We start from the raw sequence: 16052 nt of genomic DNA, 5'->3' as shown, positions 1-16052 counted from the left end.
GTATGCGGGGCACAACCTATAAATAATAAGGTCTGTTCGCACACTACTCTTTATGCCTTAGTCAGAATAACAGGCTCACCTTTAGTCACGATAATCGTATGTTCAAACTGCGCTACCCGACCGTTATCTACAACACTTAGCGTCCAGCCATCCGATTGCTGCTCCACATAGTCCGCTCCAGTCGAGAGGAAGGGCTCTATTGTAATTACTTGTCCTTCCTTTAGCACCGTGGTCACTCTTGGATTATAGAAGGGTAGAATTTCAAAAGGCTTCTCATGCAGTGATTTGCCAATTCCATGGCTGCACAGATTACGCACCACTCTATAACCGCGTTTGCGAGCTTCAAGTTCCATCATTCTGCCGATCTCGTTAACCTTCATTCCTGCCCGCAGATGATTGATCACACTCATCATGGTTTCCTCTGTACTCCGGCATAAACGCAGAATATCATCGTTATAGGGCGGCAGTTGAAAAGAAACGCCAGCATCCCCATAATACCCATTCAGCTCAGCAGAGACATCAATGTTGATCAAATCGCCAGCATTAATCACTCTCGGACCCGGAATACCATGAGCAACCTCTTCGTTCACACTGATGCAGGTGCTGCCCGGGAAATTATAAGTTATCTTCGGGGCTGAGGATGCTCCGAAGCTTTCCAGAATCTCAGCTCCAATAAGATCTAACTCTGCAGTCGTCATCCCAGGGGTTACTTTCTTTTTCATCTCGGCGATGGTGTGGCCCACCACTTTTCCAATAGCTTTTAACCCTTCTAAATCTTGTACCGTATCACTTGTCATCCAACACACATTCCTCTCACTTCATGAATTAATCATTTGTCCAGCCTCTGAAATGCACTCCCTACCCACTGAAAAGTATCTTCCACTTGTTTGCCTGCTGCGTTATCGTAGTAACTTCTCTTGAAGCTATGCTCATCAACTTTATCCAGTTTTATGGAATACCGCTCAGGACTGCTGATAAACAGCTGATTTACAGGTTTAATAGGCAGTTCTTCTATCACGTTATTTCTTCTGAGTGTAAAAAGCTTGTAGAAATAACCGTTACTCGTTCCATATTGTCCGATCGTAAAATCGGGATCACCATCTCCATTATAATCCTCAAACTGAAGCTGGAAAAAATCATTAAAGGTCTGGGCAAATTGATCATTTAACGGATAGCTACTCAGTGTTTTTCCATGCTCGTCAGTCACTACTAGCCTAAATCGGCCACTCCAGTTTCTTCCCGCTAACGGACTCGGTGTAGTCCAATCTTCGCTATATGTCCCCTCTTGCAGTTGCAGATTTAAAAATCCCGCTCTGCCTGTGACCGGAGACAGTTCATTATGTGATAGGGTTACTGGACCTGTTACCTCGACAGAAGTCTCCACAGGGTCTGCCTGTTCAATGTTCTCCGTATCGATTGTTCCATAAATGAGCTTTCTTAACTGGTCAGAGTTTTTTACAGGAATTGTGTAGCCCTGACTGCTGTTCTCTGCTGTAGTAAACATCCCTTCATGTCCAAGTTGATCTCCAAGCGCTATGTAATAATCTTCCGAATAGCCGTCCCCATAAACAAGCTTCATTTCAAATTCCGGACCCCAATCCAGATCATCAGAAAATTTCTTACTCTTGTTCATAGCCTCCGCAAGCGTCTTGATCAAAACAGAATCCTTTAGCGTTAAGCTCTCTGAGTGCAAAGGACGATCCGCTTGTTTCTGATCACTCGTTGCCACAGGTGTCAACGACACGCCTTCGATCCATCTGGCATTGATGAAGCCCAAATCACTTTTACATCCGCTTAACACTACGACCAATAACAAAGGTGCTATCCATATTAACCGCCTAATGCGAATCGCCTCCAATACATAAGCATATTCCAATTATAACAGTGTCTATAAATATATAAAAACGACTTTATGAACACGCGATTAAAAAAAGACTACAACCTGCTTATTAAAGCGTGGTTCTAGTCTTAAAAGGGCAATTGATTAGATTGCTCCCATCGTTTTGAGCCAAGCATCCGCAATAAGTGCATGACCTGCAGGAGTAGGATGTACTCCATCATATGCCCAGTAAGCCGGTTCTGCTTTTACGGAAGCCGCTGCAAAAAGTCCATCTAGCGGAACCAGCGGCGCCCCATATTCACGTGCCAGCTCGCGGACAATATGAATTTTAGGATCAAGATCCTGACGCCAAGTTCTACGATCTTCCGGTACAGGCAAAACAAAAGGCTCTATAAGCACTAATTTAGCATTCAAAGATTTCCGAGTGCGTTCGATCAGGTCCCGATATGAAGCTTCAAACTGCTCGGGAGTGGTTTCTTCACCAGAATCAAAACGCCGCCAAGTGTCATTAATTCCAATATAAATGGACACCCAAGTCGGCTTCAAATCCAGACAATCCTGATCCCAACGTCCCTGTAAATCAACAATACGGTTGCCACCAATACCACGGTTAATAAAAGTAAGATTCTTCTCTGGATATAAATACCCCAGACGAGCGGCGACCATCATTGCATAACCTACTCCAAGTGATGAAGCGTCTTCATGATTACGCCCCCAGTCTGTAATGCTGTCCCCTTGAAACAGAATGACATCGTTTTGTTGGAATATCATAAATGAAATCCTCCTCTAACTACCTCTGTTAATATAACCCAATCTATTATATCAAATACAATGAATACAGCCTACTGTGAAACATCAATAATGCAAACATTTCACTAAAAAAACAATAACAAAAACCCCGCTCAGATTTGAGCAGGGTTTAGGGTTAAGCTATATTAGTAAGCTAGGCTGAACAATCCTTTAATGTGGGACAAGTAACGGATATTACTTGCTTCCTTCATCAGAGTTGCAGGCAAGCCCTTTAACGGAGTAGAACTTGCACCAACGATGGCAACACCGTCTTTACGGCCTAAGCTAGCAAGTGTACCAGAGTTGATTGGGCTAAAGCTTTCAAACGATTTATTTTTCAAGAAGGCATACAGATTGTATCCGATCAATTCACCCATTTGCCAAGCAATTTGCGCAGTTGGAGGGTAAGGACGTCCATCTTCTGCAAAGACCACCGCGCTGTCACCAGCAACGAATACATCTTTGTGGGAAGTGGATTGCAAGAATTCATTCACCGTTGCACGACCTCGGTTAACTTCAAGACCCGATTCGCCGATGAGTGGATTTCCTTGTACGCCACCAGTCCATACAAATGTGTTAGCAATAATTTTTTGACCGTCTTTCAAGTCAATCGCATTGCCTTCTACATTCGTAACAGGAAGACCTGTCAGGAATTGAACACCACGTTTCTCCAAGCTTGCTACAGCACGTTCGATTAATGCATCTGGCAATACTGGAAGGATTTTAGGACCTGCTTCAACGAGCATAAGCTTAATTTCTTTAGGATCAACGCCATATTTTTTAGTAAGTGTAGGCAATACATCCGCGATTTCACCAACAAGCTCAACACCTGTTAAGCCGCCGCCACCGATCAGGATGTTTGCATCTGCTTCATTTTTCGATTTCGCATATTCACGAATACGATCTTCAATATGTTGATGAATTTTGTTAGCATCTGCAGCTGATTTCAATACCATACTGTATTGTTCAAGCCCTGAAATGCCAAAATAAGCTGTAGTGCTGCCAAGACCTACAACAAGCGCATCATAAGTAAGTGTCACACCATCAGAAAGAACAATTTGTTTGTTCTCCACAGAAAATGAATTAACCTTCGCGATTTTCAGGTCAATATCTTTCCCTGCGAAAAGCTTAGTTAGAGGCATAGCTACAGCACCCTCTGCAACACTACCTGCTGCAAGACGATGCAATTCTGTAATGATTTGGTGTGTAGGATACTGATTAACTACAGTAATTTTAGCTTCATCTTTTTTGAGATATTTGCGTACGGTTAAGGCGCTTAGTAGACCACCATAACCTGCTCCTAGAATGACAATATGTTTAGACATGATGTTTCCTCCGTCCCTTACGTATAAGATATGAAAATGATTATTTCTGCTTACTGCGTTCTCCAGCAACTTGAAGGTATGCATTTACGAAACGGAAAAGCTTTTGCGCTTGCGGATCTTTCAACAACTTCATAAGACCAAAAAGACCAATAACTTCGTTACTTTCATTCGCACGATCTTTTGCTTCGATCACTGTAGCTGCCATATTCTTCGCGGAATGCACTACAGGTTCAGCAAGTTCTTTAATTGCACTTACCGTATCACTTTTCAAGACATCATCCGCTGCGACAGTTTGCACAAAGTCATAGGACTTTGTAAGCACGCCAACAAGCTCAGTTAATTTTGGCAGCTGTTCCACCAAGACTGTTAATGATTCCTGAACTTCTGGTTTCAAGAGCTGTTCTAGAACATCCATTTGTTCCTTGCTAACAGCTACTTTTGGTGATTCTTGTTCAGGTTGTGTTTGAGTGATTGATTCTGACATATCCAAATCTCCTCTGCAATAAGCTTTGCTGCTTAATAGTAATGAAAAACATAAGAACTTTTAACGCCATATTTCTATTATAGCACTTATCAAGTTATAAATGTCACAAAGTTTTTGAATTTCCATAAAATTTTGTGATTTTTATTACATTATAATAAATTATTTAAATTACCAGTGTTAATTAAAACCGTTTGAGTGAATTAATGTACAAATTCATTCAAATTCTTCTCAGTTTTCAACAAAACATCCACAATGTCCATATTCTTCTCTGTTAGAAGTAACCTGAAATAAAGAGAACGCAGGAAGTTCTTTGTATTTATTCGAGTAACGTACTGGCTGTGGCTTCTAGGCCAACTGCCACATTGCGCCAAGTTGAGAATCCAATCGGTTATAGACTGCTGTGGAAGTAAATGATGATCGATGATTGTAACTATAATAGTAGCAATCCGTTCATCTTCTTCCTCCCTGAATATGTATTGATCGTTATAAAGCATCTTTTGAATAACTGCCAGAACCTCTTCCCGCACCGCGGCATCACTCTCCGAGCATAAAACCAGCTCATCCAAGGCGTCGGCGCCATGAGCTGCTGCGTGTGCCCAGCCTTCTTTTTCCATATAACCTCTTAAGTCCCGTTCTTCCTCATAATAACGAATCAAACCCTGCTTCACCTTTATAAATTCAGAGCTATCTAATATCACCTTTTCCCTATGCCGCTGGAGAATAAGAGCAACAACCAATACAGAAAATGTTCTTGTATACACCGTGAGATCTTCTTTATTCCCAATGTGATAAAACAGATGCTGCTCGTCAAGAAGTATCCACAGCAGTTCACGAAGCTCCGTATCATTAAACCAACGTTTCTCATTAATCCATTTGTAGAATGTGGAATAAATCAATTCATCACGCAGTACAGGCTCGGGATCTCCTATATGCTCAAGCATCAACTTCACATAATCCTTTATATCCTCTCCACTTCTAAGCTCGTAGTCATTCTCTTCTATTCTTTGCAAATCTATCATCAATTGTTCTCTACTATTAATCAATTTATCCACCCTTTCATCCACTGTGTTTCTACATATCCTAATATCCTAATTTATGTCCTATTTTTTGACAACAGGGTATTCAAGATTAACTTCAATAAATTTTATCATTGACGAATTTTTTAGGCTGTGTTATTTTGAGTTAGTAACATTTAGTTAGTTCATTTACAAATATCAGGTGTTGATATTTTACAACCGAATACATACACAACGGAGGAATACTTATGAGCGCTTTTACAGACTTGATTCAGTCACGCAGATCCGCTATGAATTTTGTGGAAGGGGTTATCATCCCTCAGAATGAATTAGAGGAAATGTTCTCTTATGCCAGATTGGCACCCTCGGCCTATAATCTACAGCATACAAATTACAAAGTGATATCTAACGAGAGCTTAAAAGAAGAAATTCGCGAAGCAGCTTACGGCCAATATAAAATCCATACTGCTTCAGCAGTTATTGTAGTGCTAGGAGATAAGCATGCTTATCAGCAGGCTCCAGAAATCTATGGCGGGCTTAAAGCTTTAGGAGCGATGTCACAAGAGGAATATGATGAGCAAATAGAGATGATTAACAATGCTTACATTGATAAGGATGCTTTTCAAAGAGATGAAGCAATACGTAATGCCTCTCTCTCTGCCATGCACTTTATGCTGATCGCCAAAGATAAAGGTTGGGATACCTGCCCGATGATCGGCTTCGATGCTGATGCTATCCAATCCACCTTGAATCTGCCGGATCATATGGTACCTGTTATGCTGATCACGATCGGCAAAGACAAAAAACATAAAATCAGACCCCGCGGCTACCGTAAGCCAGTCAACGAATTCGTTGAATTCATCTGATTATAGATACAGCAAAACGTTCCATCCGAGGCAAGTAGCGGGTGGAACGTTTTTTAATTGAAACTCATCATGAAGATAATGAACCGTGTGCCCGATATACAAGAGAGGCTCTACTTCGCATATTGTAAAATGGCAATCGCTGCTCGTTCCCGTCGTTCGGAGTCATCACAAATCAAAGCATCTTTCAAAATATTAAGCGCCTTAGAGAGCGTCTCCTCATCCAATTCCAGCGGACTATTCACTTCTTGTTCATTAGCAGAAACACCTGTAATCCACAGATCCAAGCGAGCGCTTGGTTTTGGACCCTTATATTGTACAACCGGTGCACTTTGGTTAAATAACTCCCGCACGCCTGCGTTTAGTTCAGAAATCGGCAGACTTTTCAACCACGTCACACCACGCCGATGGCATGTACCCTCGTCAACATTATCAGTTAACTCGTTGTAAAAATAATCTCCGAGGTCCCCGAGATGTACCCAATCTCCATCGGCCACCAGCACATAATCTCCATCTTGCATCGTATGTACAAATAGCTGAAGGGCTTGCAGATGTTGCATAAGCTCCAACTCACTATATTGGTATGTGCCAATCAATCGATCATGAAGTTCCTCTGTGCTTAGATTCTCCAGATCCCCTATTCCGGGGTAGCCGATACTCACATAATTATCCTCCAAAAATGTGCTGATCCGCTCAATCCCCAGTGGCTTCGATCCCATCCGAAACAGATTCATATGTCATTCCTCCAAATACTTAATAAAATGCTTGTAGTAGCCCTTGGATTTGGGAGTAACAAACCGTCCATCATTCGCAGAATCCTTCATTAGTTTATGAAGATTCGGACCTCCAGTATAGGGATCTACTACGCTAGCCTTAAGTCGTGTCGCTTGGATTGCCTTCTGAGGACAAGAATAAACACAACGCATACATAATAAACAATTTTGACTGAAAACAATTCCTTCTACGCCGCTACTAATATTGGATGTTGGACAGTTTCTGACACATTTTAAACATAGTGTGCAAGCGTCGGTTGTACGCAATCCTTTGGCGAAGTATTTTCCCCCTTGGTGTTCCTCACAATAGTATACTGTTCTCAGAACCCGCTCCAACACAGGGTGAATCGGCAGATTTCGTGGTGTCCGGTTTACGATTTCCTCTGCAAACAATTCCACCTTACGCTGTGCGGCTTGATACAACTGCTTATTCAACCTGTCATTGTATTTGATATAAAAATTACATGGCATCGCCAAAATCGAATTGTGAAAGGGATTATATCCCTTCCCACGCAAAGAACGAAGCACCGTATTCGAAGCACCGTTATTGATATAGTGTGGAGAGGATGCCGTTTTGAATACAAATGCCGGGGTTCCATTACAATCAGGTAGCCCTTCTGCAAAACGTTCAACAAAACCGGAAGCGCCAAAGCCTAGAACCGGATGACCAATACCTATAAGATCATAGGCTTCATATTCTACAGAACGAGTGCCTTTAAAAACATCTTCCACTCTAAACAAATCTACATCTTGCCCTTTACTTCTTAGCCTTTCAGCAAATTGCTTAGCAATAATCTCCGTATTGCCCGTACCTGAGAAATAAAATATGGCCGTCTTTGCATTATGCATTCCATCCCCTCCCAGATCAAATATACCTCATTCCCGTCTGGGAAAGCTGTGAAGTTGAGATGGGTTTTGGCTAATTCGGACTCAGTTGCTCTTATTTCCATAATTCCGCTCATTTTGCCACACTATCGGACTCAGTTGCAGCTATTCGCTCAAATGTGCTCCTTTTCTGCGCAAATCAGGGGCAATAAGAGCTATACAGTCCGAAACCTTCGCAATATGAACCAATGTGCTGAAATAGCTGCAATACGGTCCGATACGATCTCAATCGAGCAAAAGGTAGCTGGTTTCGAGATGTAGGCGGCTAAGTTTGGGACGTAGACGGCTAGGTTGAGTGATAGGTAACTAATTTCGCACGAAGTAGTTAGGTTGAGCTATAGGTAGCTAATTCCGCACGGTGTAGATAGGTTGAGCTATAGGTAGCTAATTCCGCACGGTGTAGATAGGTTGAGCCATAGGTAGCTAATTCCGCACGAAGTAGTTAAGTTGAGCCCAAGACAGCTAGTTTAAGCAATGGGCAGCACGTCTAGGATCAAATTTGGCAGGCGGTGTTCTTTTTAACAACTGTCCGGACTCAGTTGCTCTTATTTCCATAATTTCGCTCGTTTTATCACACTATCGGACTCAGTTGCAGCTATTCACCCAAACCTGCTCAAATACTGTACTTAACAAATCCTCAATCATGCGTCCTCACAGGAGTAATTAAAAAAAGTGTGGACGAAGATGCGTCTACAGGCAGGATCACCAGCGGCCTTTCTTTTCCCGCGAACCTGATTCTAAGCGTCTCGCTATCGATCGCCCGAAGGATGTCCCTGAAATATTTTCCGTTAAAGGCTACTCGAAAATGATCACCTTCCAGATGCTCCAAAGGAATCTCTTCTTTTACATCCCCAATTTCTGCAGTCTTGGACACTAAACTTAGCATGTTAGAAGGAAGTACGCTGAGCATAACACTCTCACTAGCCAATATAGAAATACGTTCAACCACATGTAACAAACGATCCTTCTTAACAATCACTTCGGAGAGGTACGCTTTTGGGATTAAATTATTGACAGAGGGATAAGTTCCTTCTAGAAGAGCAGACTGAACCCTCAATCCACTAGAAATAAATCTGATCTGCTTGGGGCCTATTTCTAAATCGGTGCTGCTGTCTGGATCATCGTTTAATATTTTTAAAAGATCCTCCAGGGTGCTGCCCGGGATTACAACATCTAAAGGAATTGCTCCGTAATCTTCTACGCTTTCAACAACATGCTGGGCGAAGCGGATGCCATCAGTGGCGACTACACGAATATTATGCTTCTCTATTTGCAGCAAAACTCCTGTAAGCACAGGTCTGGTTTCCGATGAAGAGACCGCAAAAACCACTCTTTTAAATATTTGCTTCAGGAGAGTGTTCTTCATGCTTATCCTTTGAATGTTTGGATGATCTATGTATTGGATTCTTGGAAACTCTGCCACATCCATTCCACATAAACGAAATTGAGTGCTCCCTGATTGAATATTTAATATCAATGACTCTACGATTTCCAGCCTAATTAGTCCAGGATCAAGCTTACGAATGATCTCATAAAAATAACGCGCGGGAACTACGATCTCACCTGTGTTGTGCACAACCATCGAATCCATCTTCACAGGGAGCTTATATTCAATGGTCATTCTTATATTGCTGGCTGTTAATATCAAACCCTGAGTTTGCGCTTGAATAAGTATTCCTGATAGAACACGTGAGGAACTATTCGCGGATATGGCTTTTAATGCTGCCTGCAAAGCGGTACTAAGAGAATCTTTTGAAACATGGATTAGCAAAGACTTCACCTAACTCTCCTTAGATTCCTTTACAAAATGCGCCTCAATGATGTTCCGAAATACTTGGGAGCGAGATGCGTTCTGATCCGCGCAAGCCTGCTCTATCTCCTGCCAAACGTCCTCAGATAACGTCAGTGATACCTTTTTAGTTACACCAGTGCTTTTTCTACCTGCACCTTCCCGAAGCCCCCCTCTTGTAAAAAGAAACCCTAACTGCCCGTCTTTAGTAGCTACACCTACTTTGACTTTATCCTCGTTGTTACTTGCGCTATCGCTAGTGACCTTATCTTTAATTTCGCTAATACTGCTCCCCTTTTGTTCGCCCTCGAATTTATGATCACCCAATCCCTCACACCTCCATATTTGAATTTAGTAACTTAAATCAATATATCCACTAATTTCATAATACCATAATCGCCATTAATCCACCACAATTCTAACCACAAAAAAACACCCCAAAGATCGGAGTGTGTGCGGTGAGCTGGGCATGAGTTGGGTATGAGTTGGGTATGAGTTGGGTATTGCAATGTTAACCCATGGACTTTTTTATTTTGCTTAAAATCGTTTGGGAATGTATGGGTTAATTGCACTTTATACAACTATAAACAATACATTGTGCTGGCCGAGCGAAATAAGTGTATTCTCTGCAACTAAATTCAACGATATTAACAAATTAGTGTGAAAAGACTTCTATTAACTGCACTAAATGCAACTAAAAGTGACTAAGCTTCTTATCTCCTGCAAATAAGTGTACAAACTGCAACTATCCCGTTTGCCCGCTCGCGGACACACGCACGCACACCCTCATCATCCCACTAACCCAATCTTTATCCCCTCACGCACACCCTCATCATGCCACTAACCCAACCTTCATCCCCTCACACACCCTCATCATGCCACTAACCCAACCTTCCTCCCCTCTCCCAAAGACTCCTTTCCCTACAACTCCCATCACCATTACCTCAGAACTCCCTACTTATGTAAAAATAGCTCGCCTCATCACTCAACGTGTGGCACATATTAATATCTACTCTTCCACCCACGCGCCTTACCGAAACTACACTATCTAAGGATGTTCTGATAATTTGGTGGAAAGTCTGATTTTTTGGGGTCTTTTAGATGCTTGAACGATTCAAGCTTCACCTTAGGACCAGGAGAGATCCTAAAAGTCATGGTATCTTCTCCAACTGAAATATGTGGACCAACTGTAGGATATACGTTAAGTGTAATCAAGAAATCAAACCCACGGAAACCATTGGTCCGCTTCACCTCTGTCACATCCACAAAGTAAGGATAAACCATTGGCGATTCTCGCAAAAGCGGCGAATAAATATCTGCAATCTTTTTCTCAATATGAGGTAAAAGAAATAACATCAGCATGTCTTGAAACTTAAGTTCGCGAGAATCTTGATCTGGCAGTTGAAGTCCCGAATCAGACCTGGAAGGTGTTACAGACTGAGGTTGAATTAACCTATTTGCGGAGCAAGGTTGTGGCGTCAGAAATAGCATCACTGCGACAAGAAGGGGAGCAATCCAGCTTTTATTCATCACAATAGCCTCCTTAGGGAACTTTATATAAATTCCCCAAAGAGACCCTATTTCTATACGTTAAATCTCAATCCTGTTAAAAAGAAAGGGTTCTCCCTTAAGATAATTTCTCAAGATCGCTAACGCATACAGCTGTTCTGCTTTTAGACCCTCGGTTTCCGTCGGATCGGATGCGTGATGGCAATAATTTTCGATCATAACCATGACCGTAAAATTCTCTAAAGTCTGAACCCACTCCCCATCAAGCTTGGCGATACTTTCGTACCCCTTAATGACCCCTTCTCTTTGCAATGGATATAGTCCAAGAAGGGTATGTGCCACGTCATAAAGATAATACCCCCAACCACATCTTCCAAAATCAATCGGCCGAGGTTCGCCCTCTTTAAATATGATGTTGCCTTGATGTAAATCTCCATGGATAACGCCATAAGACCTTCTGTTCTTATTTTTATGCTGCTTGCTTAACCAATTGTATAATTTCTCAGCTGCCGACTGATACAGCACAAACTCTTCATCTGTAAGAAAACAATGATAATGCAGCTTTAAACGAAGCATTGCTTTTCGAAAGCTATGTTCATCCCAAACAGGACGATTAAAGCCAGGGGGTAACTCCAGCTCCTGTGCCGCCTTATGTAGCTTGGCTAATAGAACGCCTTCTTTGTAAATTTGTTCTTCGGTAAGATTTTCATTCGCATGTTCCCCTTCAACCCAGCGCATTAATGAGGCATAAACACCTTCTCCATTTCCCTGTTCCACTCTGAACGTTACAGCACCCGTGCGATCATGAACACCTTTTGGCAGGGGGACATCGATTTTGCTCTTCAAAAGCTCCAGCCACGCGATTTCGGAGTTAATTTCCTCTTTAGATCTCCCCGAATGAAGGCGCAGTAAAAAAGTTCCCTCTTTATTAGTTTCTATTACAAAGGTACAGGTATCCGATAGCTGGTTAAAACGAATCTGCGTCCAATCCAGGTCAAAGTTCTGAAGCGCTATTAAAGCTGCCTGCTTATAATTTTTTCTCATCGCAAAGGAAGGAACAATTCAGTCTCATCGGGCCAGGAAGAGTTCGCAAATTGATAGATTTCTATAACCAATCCACGATCATTACTCTGCAAACTGCTATTAAATTCTCGCTTCATTTCCGGCAATTCAAGCACTTGGACTTGGCTTTCATCATTCATAAATAACCATCCCTTCAATGATCTATAAAAATGAAAACTATCTGAAAAAATATTTATCTTGAAAATATTTTCAGAAAACTAAATAATAGAAAAGCAATACTTACATGTCGGATCTATCATCTTAACCAAGGTGGAGCTTCATTACAGGCAGAAGAAAGGTTGAACATCGGCATCATGAACGCAATTCCAAACCTCAACAAGGCACAATCACGCAAAGAACGAGCAGGGAAAGAGCCCTTTCCCATCTCTATACTTTCTCTTACGGTAGGCGCTTTTGCGATTGGTATGACTGAGTTTGTTATTATGGGTATTTTACCAAATGTCGCCAACGATTTACAGGTTAGTATTTCGACTGCTGGCCAACTCATTACAATGTACGCACTTGGAGTGGCCGTTGGCGCCCCCATCCTGACCATTCTCACGCAACGCATTCCGCAAAAGAAACTGTTATGTCTTCTCATGATTCTTTTTATACTGGGCAACGGAATCTCTGTGTTTGCACCAAACTATACCGTTCTCATGGTAGCTCGTATAATTACAGCTTTAACTCATGGTACTTTTTTTGGGGTTGGCGCAGTCATTGCATCCAATCTTGTACAACCCAATAAGCGGGCCGGAGCCGTATCTATTATGATGGCAGGTTTAACGATAGCCAATATTGTCGGAGTTCCTCTAGGAACATTTATTGGACAAAGTATGGGCTGGCGGGCCTCATTTGCAGCGATTGCTGTCATGGGAGTCGCCGCGCTGATCGGCATCCTCATTTTTATTCCAAAGCTTAAACAAGAGAAACCAGCGAGTGTTATCCAGCAGATTGCTGCTCTGGCTAATCCAAAGCTGCTGCTATTCTTATTGATCGGGGCGTTAGGGAACGCCAGCTTGTTCACCGTGTTCACATATATTACTCCACTGCTTGAAGAAGTGACCGGTTTTGCTGAACATAGTGTGACTTGGATTCTAGTCTTATTCGGCTGTGGGGTGACCATCGGGAACATCGTTGGCGGAAAGCTTGCGGATTGGAAGCTGATGCCTTCTATCGTGGGACTTTATTTTGCAGTCAGTATGATTCTAACGATCTTTTCCTTCACGATGCATAGCCCAATAGCTGCGGTAATCACAATATTTTTTTGGGGTATGGTGTCCTTTGCCGTCATGCCAGGTCTGCAAATACGGATTATGAGTCTGGCTCAGGCAGCCCCTGCACTTGCTTCAACGACCAGCCACTCCGCCGGGAATCTCGGTAACGCAGCGGGTGCCTTTATTGGCGGTTGGGTTATTTCTCATCTAGCGATCACTTCGCTTCCTTGGGTCGGTGCGGTTCTAGTGGGCCTTGGTCTGGTATTAGGCATAGCTTGTTTTGTAGCAGAACGGAAAGAAACTGTAGCGTAAGCTTTATAGATATGTATACAAAAACGAGGGTGCTCCCAAAGTCATCATGGCTTGAGGCACCCTCGTTTTTTATATTTCAGAGGAACAATTCTGCTCTTCTAATCTTCAACATCTGCTTTGCACCTTTTTGAAATTCATAAGGAACCTCTAGTTCCTCTGCAGTAAATCCTTGCCTCACCAAATCATCAATAAGGCGGTCTAAATGCTTATACCTTTTACAAGAGAGGTCGACTAGTGGAAAGATTCGGAGCTCGCCTCTCGTCACCCGCATGAGTTCCTTAACAGTCTCTAAATGAAATTCATAGTCCAGCCGATCGCTGTACATAAATAGAAAGTGTGCAGATAATGTCAGGTCAAATGCTTCATCCGCAAAAGGCAGATCCGGAAGTATCACAGGAACATAACGCTCCGGGGTTTGTCTTCGATCCTTAGTGCTGGCGGTTAAAGCTGCGTTCCTCGCTTCGGTCAGTCCCTCGATTGATTTAAAGTAGTTCCAAACGAAATTATCCTGTACTTTTTCCATTCCGGACATCGCATGCGCAATATCTTGAGCCCCTTTGTCTGCCAGCTCATTTTCAGAGTAATAGTAAGCAATATCAGCAGCCGTTACTTCACCACCCAACCGATTCGCTATTGCTGTAAAAGAGCAAGCACCAGCAGGACAATCCAGAATGCTCTGGCCGATAAGATCTGATTCCAGCAAATCAAACATACGTATATATTCCTCATAGGTTCTGCCAATAAAAACAATTCTCTCCAAATCAAGTTTTCCCTTTGCTCCGCTCATCTCAGCTCACCTTTCCTCTTCTAGGCTCATCTACACTTCTACTTCTGTTTTAATATACGAATAAGGTAATCCATTAGAATACCCAAAATCAAAAACGTTCCAAAATGAATAATATACGTTGGGAATCTGACGCTGATTAACGCACTATTGGTTCCCCATCTCGGATTATTTACATCAACCATGAAGCTTTCAAAAGGTTCTGTAAAGATCAGTGTATCTATAATAGGGTTCAAACGTACAAGAATAATATTCGCGATCCCCACCCCCAGATAGTCACTCAGACAGATGATGATACTTATAATCGAAAGCCAGAAACTGAATTTCCTCCTAAAAAACATCAAACACCGCCCTTTCTATTTTTTCTATTTCTTAACAATTCGTTTAAAATTCAAAATATCCTTGTCACGGTTAGTTCCTGTTTTAAAAAATGATACAATCTGGAGCTCGCTTGCTTAAGCGGATAATCTGAAAGTTTACATAGGATCCCACAGGTCATATCAATAACCTTCCCCTCCAGCTTCCGTACTATAGTTCCTGCTGGGGCTGGATTCAGCACAATCTCAGGAACAAGTGCCACACCTAAACCACTTCCCACAAAATATTTCAGCGCTGTCATGCTCCCAATCTCCATTGTATCTAGTGGCGGCCCGCCTGATTCCTGCAGCACACTTTCTAATTTTTTACGATAAGGACAATTCGCTGCCGTAATCAGTAAGCGATGACTCTGTAGATCCTCTGGGGTGATACGTTCCTTGGATGCTAGCGGATGCTCTTCTGGCAAAAGTAACAAGAATTCCTCCGCAAATAAGGGTTCAAAATACAGCTCCTTACCGAGCTCTGGTGCCGAACACACTGCCAAATCAATTTCACCACGCAGGAGTAGTTCACTAAGTGCGGCGGTTCCCGCAATATCCACGGAGATCTTCACTTTAGGGAATTGCACCATAAACCTACTTAAAAGCTGCGGCAAACGATAGCTTGCCGTAGGGTCCGTTACCCCTAATCGCACGTTGCCAGCTTCCCCTATTTTTAAATCAGCCAAACGGCTCTCTAGTCGTTCCATATCTTTAACAATATGTAGGCTCTCTTCATAAAACAATCTGCCTGCTTCTGTTAAGCTGATTTGCTTCCCCCGCTCAAGCAATTGACATCCCAGATCAGATTCAAGCCTTTGCATCTGCATCGTAACTGTAGATTGGGCATAGTTCAATTCTTCTGCTGCGCGATTAAAGCTTCCGGAAGTTACGATCGTTTGAAAGGTTTTTATTGTTTTCAGATCCATCCTAATGCCCTCCCCTATTCAATTCAAATAAATTGAATCAAACCTTCATTATATTCAATTATACGAAATTCACTTTTCTCTATAGAATACTTTATAACAACAACATACGCCAACTTAAG

Annotated in this window: 18 protein-coding genes; 2 read left to right on the top strand and 16 right to left on the bottom strand. The window is 42.3% G+C overall.

Annotated elements, in window-relative coordinates; translation table 11 throughout:
• Positions 1 to 50 precede the first annotated feature (50 nt).
• The 6 genes from map to NST58_RS12470 all read right to left on the bottom strand — a co-directional run bounded on the left by map (position 51) and on the right by NST58_RS12470 (position 5481).
• Entirely contained in the window at positions 51 to 797 is a 747-nt protein-coding gene (gene map / locus NST58_RS12495) for a type I methionyl aminopeptidase (protein WP_076218952.1), read from the bottom strand.
• Between the two features lie 32 nt (positions 798 to 829).
• On the bottom strand, positions 830 to 1816 hold the full coding sequence (locus tag NST58_RS12490; RefSeq protein WP_143766515.1) for a hypothetical protein: 987 nt from the start codon (positions 1814 to 1816) through the stop codon (positions 830 to 832).
• A 168-nt stretch (positions 1817 to 1984) separates the two neighbouring features.
• A complete protein-coding gene (locus NST58_RS12485; protein WP_339248021.1) occupies positions 1985 to 2611 on the bottom strand; it encodes an SGNH/GDSL hydrolase family protein in 627 nt (208 codons plus the stop codon).
• A gap of 164 nt (positions 2612 to 2775) precedes the next feature.
• Positions 2776 to 3954 (bottom strand): NAD(P)/FAD-dependent oxidoreductase, encoded by a 1179-nt coding sequence (locus tag NST58_RS12480; RefSeq protein WP_339248017.1) that lies wholly within the window; start codon positions 3952 to 3954, stop codon positions 2776 to 2778.
• Positions 3955 to 3994: 40 nt separating this feature from the next.
• Positions 3995 to 4438 carry a DUF1641 domain-containing protein gene (locus NST58_RS12475; protein WP_036685888.1) on the bottom strand — a complete coding sequence of 148 codons (444 nt, stop codon included), beginning with the start codon at positions 4436 to 4438 and terminating at the stop codon, positions 3995 to 3997.
• 200 nt (positions 4439 to 4638) lie between these two features.
• Positions 4639 to 5481 (bottom strand): DUF2785 domain-containing protein, encoded by an 843-nt coding sequence (locus NST58_RS12470; RefSeq protein ID WP_339248014.1) that lies wholly within the window; start codon positions 5479 to 5481, stop codon positions 4639 to 4641.
• Between the two features lie 221 nt (positions 5482 to 5702).
• On the opposite strand from NST58_RS12470, the gene NST58_RS12465 reads away from it, so the two are divergent.
• Entirely contained in the window at positions 5703 to 6320 is a 618-nt protein-coding gene (locus NST58_RS12465) for a nitroreductase family protein (protein WP_076129923.1), read from the top strand.
• Positions 6321 to 6430: 110 nt separating this feature from the next.
• Here NST58_RS12465 and NST58_RS12460 read toward each other — a convergent pair whose 3' ends face one another.
• The 7 genes from NST58_RS12460 to NST58_RS12430 all read right to left on the bottom strand — a co-directional run bounded on the left by NST58_RS12460 (position 6431) and on the right by NST58_RS12430 (position 12475).
• On the bottom strand, positions 6431 to 7051 hold the full coding sequence (locus NST58_RS12460) for a hypothetical protein (RefSeq protein ID WP_076129922.1): 621 nt from the start codon (positions 7049 to 7051) through the stop codon (positions 6431 to 6433).
• A gap of 3 nt (positions 7052 to 7054) precedes the next feature.
• The gene (locus NST58_RS12455; protein ID WP_339248011.1) at positions 7055 to 7939 is read right to left on the bottom strand and encodes an EFR1 family ferrodoxin; all 885 of its coding nucleotides are present in this window, start codon (positions 7937 to 7939) and stop codon (positions 7055 to 7057) included.
• A 673-nt stretch (positions 7940 to 8612) separates the two neighbouring features.
• The gene (dnaN, locus tag NST58_RS12450) at positions 8613 to 9755 is read right to left on the bottom strand and encodes a DNA polymerase III subunit beta (RefSeq protein ID WP_076280868.1); all 1143 of its coding nucleotides are present in this window, start codon (positions 9753 to 9755) and stop codon (positions 8613 to 8615) included.
• Entirely contained in the window at positions 9756 to 10091 is a 336-nt protein-coding gene (locus NST58_RS12445; RefSeq protein ID WP_248548037.1) for a hypothetical protein, read from the bottom strand.
• A gap of 717 nt (positions 10092 to 10808) precedes the next feature.
• A complete protein-coding gene (locus NST58_RS12440; protein WP_339248008.1) occupies positions 10809 to 11294 on the bottom strand; it encodes a DUF3888 domain-containing protein in 486 nt (161 codons plus the stop codon).
• A gap of 60 nt (positions 11295 to 11354) precedes the next feature.
• Positions 11355 to 12317 carry a phosphotransferase gene (locus NST58_RS12435; protein WP_339248005.1) on the bottom strand — a complete coding sequence of 321 codons (963 nt, stop codon included), beginning with the start codon at positions 12315 to 12317 and terminating at the stop codon, positions 11355 to 11357.
• Entirely contained in the window at positions 12314 to 12475 is a 162-nt protein-coding gene (locus tag NST58_RS12430) for a hypothetical protein (protein WP_179087399.1), read from the bottom strand. Before NST58_RS12430 ends, NST58_RS12435 begins: the two co-directional genes overlap by 4 nt.
• A 174-nt stretch (positions 12476 to 12649) precedes the next feature.
• On the opposite strand from NST58_RS12430, the gene NST58_RS12425 reads away from it, so the two are divergent.
• On the top strand, positions 12650 to 13864 hold the full coding sequence (locus tag NST58_RS12425; protein ID WP_076129958.1) for an MFS transporter: 1215 nt from the start codon (positions 12650 to 12652) through the stop codon (positions 13862 to 13864).
• Positions 13865 to 13940: 76 nt separating this feature from the next.
• Here NST58_RS12425 and NST58_RS12420 read toward each other — a convergent pair whose 3' ends face one another.
• From NST58_RS12420 to NST58_RS12410, 3 genes are read right to left on the bottom strand one after another with little or no spacing between them, the layout of a single operon-like run.
• The gene (locus NST58_RS12420; RefSeq protein WP_076303488.1) at positions 13941 to 14651 is read right to left on the bottom strand and encodes an SAM-dependent methyltransferase; all 711 of its coding nucleotides are present in this window, start codon (positions 14649 to 14651) and stop codon (positions 13941 to 13943) included.
• 38 nt (positions 14652 to 14689) lie between these two features.
• Positions 14690 to 14989: a hypothetical protein gene (locus tag NST58_RS12415; protein ID WP_076129917.1), complete on the bottom strand. Its 300-nt coding sequence runs from the start codon at positions 14987 to 14989 to the stop codon at positions 14690 to 14692.
• A gap of 50 nt (positions 14990 to 15039) precedes the next feature.
• Positions 15040 to 15933: a LysR family transcriptional regulator gene (locus tag NST58_RS12410; protein WP_076278074.1), complete on the bottom strand. Its 894-nt coding sequence runs from the start codon at positions 15931 to 15933 to the stop codon at positions 15040 to 15042.
• Between the last annotated feature and the right edge of the window lie 119 nt (positions 15934 to 16052).

The organism is Paenibacillus sp. FSL R10-2796 (assembly GCF_037965315.1).
Classification (GTDB): domain Bacteria; phylum Bacillota; class Bacilli; order Paenibacillales; family Paenibacillaceae; genus Paenibacillus_AQ; species Paenibacillus_AQ odorifer.
Note: the sequence above shows the minus strand (reverse complement) of the source record. Positions and strands in the feature narration are given on the sequence as shown.